This is a genomic window from Spirillospora sp. NPDC046719 (assembly GCF_040645715.1).
Taxonomy (GTDB): domain Bacteria; phylum Actinomycetota; class Actinomycetes; order Streptosporangiales; family Streptosporangiaceae; genus Spirillospora.
In genome coordinates, this window is record NZ_JBEYYT010000451.1 from 1 (window position 1) to 7,375 (window position 7,375).

The 7,375-nt window shown below is 71.4% G+C and carries 7 protein-coding genes and 1 pseudogene; 5 read left to right on the forward strand and 3 right to left on the reverse strand.

Annotation, left to right across the window (positions count from 1 at the left end; all coding sequences use genetic code 11):
- A pseudogene (locus tag ABZ914_RS42595) lies at positions 1 to 525 on the reverse strand (hypothetical protein); the annotation flags it as partial.
- Between the two features lie 245 nt (positions 526 to 770).
- On the opposite strand from ABZ914_RS42595, the gene ABZ914_RS42600 reads away from it, so the two are divergent.
- Positions 771 to 1,736 carry a 4-hydroxy-3-methylbut-2-enyl diphosphate reductase gene (locus tag ABZ914_RS42600; RefSeq protein ID WP_190861705.1) on the forward strand — a complete coding sequence of 322 codons (966 nt, stop codon included), beginning with the start codon at positions 771 to 773 and terminating at the stop codon, positions 1,734 to 1,736.
- A 27-nt stretch (positions 1,737 to 1,763) separates the two neighbouring features.
- On the opposite strand, the gene ABZ914_RS42605 is transcribed toward ABZ914_RS42600, so the two are convergent.
- Both ABZ914_RS42605 and ABZ914_RS42610 read right to left on the reverse strand, forming a co-directional pair.
- Entirely contained in the window at positions 1,764 to 2,309 is a 546-nt protein-coding gene (locus ABZ914_RS42605) for a DUF6542 domain-containing protein (protein WP_500200467.1), read from the reverse strand.
- A gap of 56 nt (positions 2,310 to 2,365) precedes the next feature.
- On the reverse strand, positions 2,366 to 3,715 hold the full coding sequence (locus ABZ914_RS42610) for a DNA recombination protein RmuC (protein ID WP_500200469.1): 1,350 nt from the start codon (positions 3,713 to 3,715) through the stop codon (positions 2,366 to 2,368).
- Between the two features lie 176 nt (positions 3,716 to 3,891).
- On the opposite strand from ABZ914_RS42610, the gene ychF reads away from it, so the two are divergent.
- The 4 genes from ychF to ABZ914_RS42630 form a co-directional block, all read left to right on the forward strand.
- Positions 3,892 to 4,983: a redox-regulated ATPase YchF gene (gene ychF / locus ABZ914_RS42615; RefSeq protein WP_190861712.1), complete on the forward strand. Its 1,092-nt coding sequence runs from the start codon at positions 3,892 to 3,894 to the stop codon at positions 4,981 to 4,983.
- 480 nt (positions 4,984 to 5,463) lie between these two features.
- A complete protein-coding gene (locus ABZ914_RS42620) occupies positions 5,464 to 6,507 on the forward strand; it encodes a conjugal transfer protein (RefSeq protein ID WP_190861714.1) in 1,044 nt (347 codons plus the stop codon).
- A 45-nt stretch (positions 6,508 to 6,552) separates the two neighbouring features.
- Complete coding sequence (locus ABZ914_RS42625) at positions 6,553 to 6,843, forward strand: hypothetical protein (RefSeq protein ID WP_151547330.1); 291 nt, start codon at positions 6,553 to 6,555, stop codon at positions 6,841 to 6,843.
- Between the two features lie 71 nt (positions 6,844 to 6,914).
- Positions 6,915 to 7,375 (forward strand): conjugal transfer protein (locus ABZ914_RS42630; RefSeq protein ID WP_500200477.1); only part of this gene is annotated, 461 nt, incomplete at its 3' end.

Sequence of the window (7,375 nt, forward strand, 5' to 3'; positions counted from 1 at the left end):
CGGGTCCGCCTCCGGGACGGGGTTCGGAGCCGGCTCGGCCTGCGCCTCCGGCTCCGGACGCGGCTCGGCGGGCTTCGGCTCCGGCGCCGGCTTCGCGACCGGAGCGTCCTGGGCGGGCTTCGGAGCGGGCTTCGCGGCCGGCTTGCCGACGGAGATCTCCCCGTCGGCCGCCCGGCGCTGCGCCGTCCGGACCGTCCCGCGCTCCGCCGCCGGCCTGGCCGGCCGGGTGCGGGTCCGCGGCCGCGGCTCCGGCTCGGGCTCCTCCCCGCCGCGGACCGTCTCCACGACCTTCCCGACGACCTTCTCCGCGGTGTGCCGGACGTCGTCGCGCAGCCGGCCGATCACCGGGCCGACGCCGTCGCCCTCGGTGATCTCCTTGTAGTCGCGGCTCACCCGGTCGCCGAGCAGCAGCGCCCGGCCCACACCGAACATGGCCAGCCGGACGGCGTGCAGCGGGAGATCGCGGACCTGCTCGCCCACCGCGTCCTGGACCTGCTGCTTGAGGCGGCGCGGCGATCTCGTCATGGTCATTCCTCTTCCTGCCGTCCTGTTCACGCACATGCGGCAATCGTCTTCTCGTGTCTCACTCTGCCCCATGGGTGCGAGGAGGGTCACCCCGGGTTAATGGAATTCTGTCCAAAAGCGGCGTGGAGTGGGTCACACAGCGGGCTTCACCAGAGCTTTACCCGTTTCCACCGCGGTCTCCCGCCGCCCGGCGCGCCGCGTCCCGCCGTGCACGGCGCGGGCGGGGCGGCTCGTACGATGGGGGCATGACCGCCAACAGCCAGCGCCGTGTCCTGCTCGCCAAGCCGCGTGGTTACTGCGCGGGCGTCGACCGCGCCGTCCAGACGGTCGAGATCGCCCTGGAGAAGTACGGGGCGCCGATCTACGTCCGCAAGCAGATCGTGCACAACGTCCACGTCGTCAAGACGCTGGAGGAGCGCGGCGCGATCTTCGTGGACGAGACCGAGGAGGTCCCCGAGGGCGCCATCGTGGTGTTCTCCGCGCACGGCGTCGCCCCCGTCGTCCACGACGAGGCCCGCGGCCTGAACCTGCGCACCATCGACGCCACCTGCCCGCTGGTGACCAAGGTCCACAAGGAGGCCGTCCGGTTCGCCGCGCAGGACTACGACATCCTGCTGATCGGCCACGAGGGGCACGAGGAGGTCATCGGCACCACTGGCGAGGCGCCCGACCACATCCACCTCGTCGACGGCCCCGACGACGTCGCCAACATCACCGTCCGCGACCCGGAGAAGGTCGCCTGGCTGTCGCAGACCACCCTGTCGGTGGACGAGACGATCGCCACGGTCGAGAAGCTCCGCGAGCGGTTCCCCAAGCTGACGGACCCGCCGTCCGACGACATCTGCTACGCCACCCAGAACCGGCAGACCGCCGTCAAGGAGATGGCCGCGCGGTCGCAGCTGGTCATCGTGGTCGGCTCCACGAACTCCTCCAACTCCGTCCGGCTGGTCGAGGTCGCCAAGGAGCACGGCGCCGACGACGCCCACCTGGTCGACTACGCCGAGCAGATCGACCCGGCCTGGCTGGAGGGCGTCGACGTCGTCGGCGTCACCAGCGGCGCCTCCGTCCCGGACGAGCTCGTCCAGGGCGTCCTGGCGTGGCTGGCCGAGCGCGGCTTCGGCGAGGCGGAGGAGATCGAGTCCGTCGAGGAGCGGATGCGCTTCTCCCTCCCGAAGGAACTCCGCAAGGACCTCCGCGTCACGCCCGTCTAGCCCACGCCCGTCTAGCCGGCGCCCGGGTCAGTCGACGTCGCCGTGGTGGAGGCGGCGCTCGGCGGTCGTGGTGGGGGACTCGTCCCACCGGACGGGGTTCTCGTTGTCCTCCTTCTCGAACAACCGGACCCCGACGAGCTTGCCGCGCAGCTCCCGCACGTTCGCCGGCAGCCCCCGGAACATCGTGATCACCAGGACCAGCAGCGTGCCGAAGAACAGCCACGGCGCCGTCGACGCCAGCGACGTCAGCAGCCCGACCGTGAGGGCGCGCAGCAGCGAGCCGTGCCCCAGCGCGTCCGCGGTCTCCGCGAGGACGGTCGCGAAGAAGAACACCAGCGGCGGGCTCACCGCGATCGTCAGCAGGTCCGCCGGGCGGGTGGCGAACGCGGCGAGCGCGCACGCGATCGCGAAGCCCGCCCCGGCCAGCAGCCCGACGCCGAGCCACCGCGACAGCAGCGCGCACACCAGCGCCGCGCCGAACATGAGCACGACGCCGCCGCGCCCCGTCAGGGTGACGGCGCCCGGCCCGGCGGCGTGCGAGCGGCGCGAGGAGGCGGCGCGCTGACGTCCCACTGGACCCCCTGAGGCCGGCGAGGCGCCGCCGGGCGCGTCGCGTGCCGTCGATGAGCTCATGGCCACCTCTCTCGCCGATCATCCTGATCAGGGATGGCCCGTCCGCCGAAACCTACCGGTTCCGACGCGCCATCAGGCCGAGGCCGCTCCTCGTCGCCGGGGGCACCGCGACCGGAGAGCCCCCGGTCGTTTGGACGGTCGTCGTGCGCCGTGAGTTCGGCCGCGGACAGAGCGCGTGGGCTCTCCTCCACCGGCTGAGGGCCGTCCAGGGACTCGTCCACGACGCCCAGCTCGTTCAGCTTCCGGGCGCTGACCAGCACGCGCGTCTCCAGCGAGCCCACCGTCCGGTTGTAGGACTTGATCGCGCCGGTGAGCGCGCGGCCCAGCTCGTCCACGTGCTGGCCCATGGTGCCGAGGCGCTCGTACAGCTCCTTGCCGAGCTCGAACACGGCGCGGGCGTTGCGCGATAGCGCGGCCTGCTGCCACGCGTACGACGCCGTCCGCAGCATGGTGATCAGCGTGGTGGGCGTCGCGATGTGGACGCGCCGCCGCATCGCGTACTCCAGCAGCCCGGGATCGCGGTCCAGCGCGGGCGCGAGGAACGCCTCCCCGGGGATGAACAGCACGACGAACTCCGGCGCCGGGCTGAACGCCTGCCAGTACGACTTCGCGGCCAGCCGGTCGACGTGGTCGCGCAGGTGCCGGGCGTGCGCGTCCAGCCGGACGGGGTCGCCGGTCTCGGCGGCCTGCAGGTACGCGGCGAGCGACACCTTGGAGTCGACCACGATGCTCTTGCCGCCGGCCAGCCGCACCACCAGGTCGGGCCGGACCGTCCCGTTCGCCGTGGCCGCGCTCGCCTGCTCGTCGAAGTCGCAGTGATGGGCCATCCCGGCGAGCTCCACGACCCGCCGCAGCTGCAGCTCGCCCCACCGGCCGCGGGCCTCCGGCCGCTGCAGCGCCCGCACGAGCCCCTGCGTCTCCCGCCGCAGCTGGTCGGAGCTCTGCCGGACGAAGTCGACCTGCTTGGCGAGCATCGCGTGCGACTCGCGGCGGCCCGTCTCGATCTCGCGGAGCTGCTCCTCCACCTTCGCGAGCGTGTCCTTCAGCGGCGCCACCAGGTGCTCGACGGCCTGCTGGCGGCGCTGCAGCTCGCCCGCCGCCTCGACCCCCGCCGCCTTCAGCCGCGCGTCCGCCAGCTCCAGGAACCGCTGGTTGCTGGCGTCCAGCGCCTTCGCCGACAGGTTCTCGAAGTGCTCGGCCATCCGCTCCTCGGCGTAGGCGAGCTTCTCCTCCGCCGCCCTGGCCCGCGCGATCAGCGCGCCCTGCCGGCTCGTCGCCAGCGCGTACCCGGCGACGACGCCGAAGACGGCGCCGACGAGAAGTCCGGCGAAGAGCGCGAGGTCCATTACTTCATCGTGACAGCGGACTCGCGAAGCGCGACCGCGACGCGCCGGATCGCCCGCCGGAGCGGACAATCCGTTCACTGTTCGCCAACCGTCCAGGCCGCCGGCCGCCGATGCCTCCGGCCCCGTCCGCCGTCCGGCAGCCCAGGGGGTCGGCGGGGTCCGTAAACTTGACCGCCGTGAGCCTCTCCATCGGAATCGTCGGGCTGCCCAACGTCGGCAAGTCCACCCTCTTCAACGCGCTGACCAAGAACGACGCGCTCGCCGCCAACTACCCGTTCGCGACCATCGAGCCCAACGTCGGCGTCGTCGGGGTGCCCGACCCGCGGCTCGGGGTGCTGGCCGAGCTGTTCGGCTCCCAGAAGATCATCCCGGCGACGATGGAGTTCCTCGACATCGCGGGCATCGTCAAGGGCGCGTCCGAGGGGCAGGGCCTCGGCAACAAGTTCCTCGCCAACATCCGCGAGACCAACGCGATCTGCCAGGTCATCCGCGCGTTCGAGGACCCCGACGTCACCCACGTGGACGGCGACGTCGCGCCGTCCCGGGACATCGAGACGATCAACACCGAGCTGATCCTCGCCGACCTGCAGACGATCGAGAAGGCGCTGCCGCGGCTCGACAAGGAGGCGCGGACCAAGAAGGACAAGGACAAGCTCGCCGTCGTCGACGCCGTCAACGCCGCGCAGAAGCTCCTCGACGACGGCATCACGCTGTTCGCGGGCGCCGAGAAGGCCGGCATCGACCTCGCCCTGCTGCGCGAGCTGCACCTGCTCACCGCCAAGCCGTTCCTCTACGTCTTCAACCTCGACGAGGGCGAGCTGACCGACGAGGCGCTGCGCGGCCGCCTCCGCGACCTGGTCGCGCCCGCCGAGGCGATCTTCCTGGACGCCAAGATCGAGGCGGAGCTGATCGAGCTGCCCGACGACGAGGCGCTCGAACTGCTCCAGGGCATGGGCCAGGAGGAGTCCGGCTTGTCGCAGCTCGTCCGGATCGGGTTCGCCACGCTCGGCCTCCAGACGTACCTGACCGCCGGCCCCAAGGAGTCGCGGGCCTGGACGATCCGCAAGGGCGCCACCGCCCCCGAGGCCGCCGGCGTCATCCACACCGACTTCCAGCGCGGCTTCATCAAGGCCGAGATCGTCTCCTTCGACGACCTCACCGAGGCCGGCTCGATGGCCGCCGCCCGCACCGCCGGCAAGGTGCGCATGGAGGGCAAGGAGTACGTGATGCAGGACGGCGACGTCGTCGAGTTCCGCTTCAACGTCTGAGCGTCCGCACGCCCTGTCAGGCCCCACCCGTCCGGTGGGGCCTGATGCGCGTCCGGGGGCTTGTGTGATTTGCGATACAGGTGTTGCATGTGGGGTCGCGCCCCAGGTCACCGCGTGTTCTGTCACGATATGTCCCGAAGTCGACACTTTGCCGGAATCTCTCGGAAAGAGATTGCGGGCGGAACGGACACCCGGTAACCAAGCAACTGCCGAGTCGCGCCGCTTGCCGGAAACCTGGTCAGGCGCACCGTTCGGAGCCTTGGATAGGGGATCGTCACCGTTTGGCAATCTTCCCCGTTCCTGTTGAGCTGGATTGCATTATCCGCAACCGCGTGCCGGGGGTGTGCTTCGCCGCGATGCGCTGGAACAATTGGCGCTCGTGGTTACTCTGGGCCCGGGGTGGGGTTCGGAAAGGACCACCCGCACAGGACCCAGGCAACAGACCGCGCCGACCGGGGGCGAGGCGCGAGCGGAGGCAGGATGGCTCGCAGGTCGGCCGTAGGACGCGGCCGTGACACGGCCGTGGTCGAGGAGACGGCGGCGCCCGCGGCGCTCGCCGCGTCCGCCGACCCGTGGGACGCGCCCGCGCCCGAACGGCGCCGCGGGCGCTCCGGCGGATCCGGCGACGGCCGGCGCGGCGGCGGCCGCTGGGGCGGCTCCGGCGGCCGCTGGTGGGTGTGGGTCGGGCGCGCCGTGCTCTGGGCCCTCATCCTCGTCATCCTCGTCAACGGCATCCGCGCCCCCTTCGAGCGCTTCACCGCCAAGGACGGCGACTCCACCGGAACCGGCGCCACCGCCAAGCCCGGAAAGGGCACCGGATTCCCGAGCAGCGCCGCCGGCGCGTTCGCGCTCCAGTTCGCCAACGTCTACCTGAACTACGACCAGAAGAGCGCGCCCGCCCGCGAAGCCCAATTGCGCACCTTCCTGCCCGACGGCGCCGACGCCCAATTCGGCTGGAACGGCGTCGGCACATTGCAGGTCCAGTCCGTCCAGGTCGCCGGAGTCGACGCCCGCGACGCGCACAACGGCACCGTCACGGTCCTCGCCCGCACCGCCGACAAGTGGCTCCGCCTTTCCGTGCCCGTCTACGCGGCCGACGGCGGCGCGCTCGTCGTCTCCGGACGGCCGGCGCTGCTGCCCCCGCCCACCAAGGCCGCGCTCCCGCAGGGCGGCGTCCAGGACCGCGACACCGCCCTGGAGAACGAGCTCCAGCCGTTCCTCGGTACGTTCTTCCAGGCGTACGCGTCCGGCAACCAGGCCGCCCTGTCGCGGTTCTCCGACGGGACGCCGATCGCGGGCCTCGCCGGCTCCGTCAGCTACGTCCAGGTCAAGGAGGTCGTCGCGCCCAAGGGAGCCGCCGACGAGCGGACCGTCACCGCGACCGTGGGCTGGCAGCTGCCCGGCGGCGCGGGCGCCGGCGGCGGCGGCGAACTCGACCAGGCCTACGAGCTCACCGTGGTGAAGAAGGGGACGACCTGGTACGTCAGAGACATCCGCGGCACCACGGAGCCGAACGCATCATGACCGCAACCCCCACGACATCCGCCGTCCCAGAGAGGTGATCAGTCGATGCTGCACCACATCATGGCGTCGATTCCGCACGAGGTCTGGGCGGAACCGCAGAAGAACGACGAACTCAACACCGGCAATCTCGCCGACTGGCTGCGCAACATCTTCGGCCCGCTCTTCCTCGTCATCGTCTCCATTGTGGCGATCTTCTTTCTGTTCACCCGGGAGATCACGCGTTTCGTCCAATTCATCGTGCTGGCGATAGGAATCGGAGTGGTCTTCTACGTGCCGAACATCATCGAGACGACCGCCCGGGCGATCGCCAAGGCGCTCGGGGTGGACGCCACCTGACCACGCGGAGGTCGGCACCACGCGGAGGCCGGCAGGCGGCACCGTGCTCGCGCAGTTAGGGGAGTAGGGGCGTGGATCTACCCACGTACACGAACATATGGCGCATCGAGAAGCGGCTGTACAAGCTGTACGACCTGCGGCTTCCGATGCCGCTGCCGCTGGTCCAGATCGGTGTGTTCCTCGGTGTGTTCGTGCCGTGGATCCTGCTGCTGAGATTCGTCGGGATCCCCTTCAAGTCCCCCTGGCACGTGCTGTACATCGTCCCGCCCGGCGTGCTGACCTGGCTCGCGACCCGGCCCGTCATCGAGGGCAAGCGGCTCACCGAACTGCTCCTCTCGCAGACCCGCTACCTCGCCGAACCGCGCACCTGGTGCCGCCTCACCCCGATCCGCGAGCCCCGCGAGGTCGTCGTCGTCGCCCGCGTCTGGCGCCGCGCCGAGGCCCCCGCCCCGGTCGCCGCCCCCGAGCGCGCCGCGGTCAAGTCCCGCCGCCGCGCCCGCAAGGCCGGTGCCGGTTCGGCGGCGGCCTTGCG

Excerpts from the sequence above, each read along its gene's own strand:
- ABZ914_RS42620 (WP_190861714.1), top strand. The coding sequence starts at position 5,464 with ATGGCTCGCAGGTCGGCCGTAGGACGCGGCCGTGACACGGCCGTGGTC.
- ABZ914_RS42600 (WP_190861705.1), top strand. The coding sequence starts at position 771 with ATGACCGCCAACAGCCAGCGCCGTGTCCTGCTCGCCAAGCCGCGTGGT.
- ABZ914_RS42625 (WP_151547330.1), top strand. The coding sequence starts at position 6,553 with ATGCTGCACCACATCATGGCGTCGATTCCGCACGAGGTCTGGGCGGAA.
- ABZ914_RS42610 (WP_500200469.1), bottom strand. The coding sequence starts at position 3,715 with ATGGACCTCGCGCTCTTCGCCGGACTTCTCGTCGGCGCCGTCTTCGGC.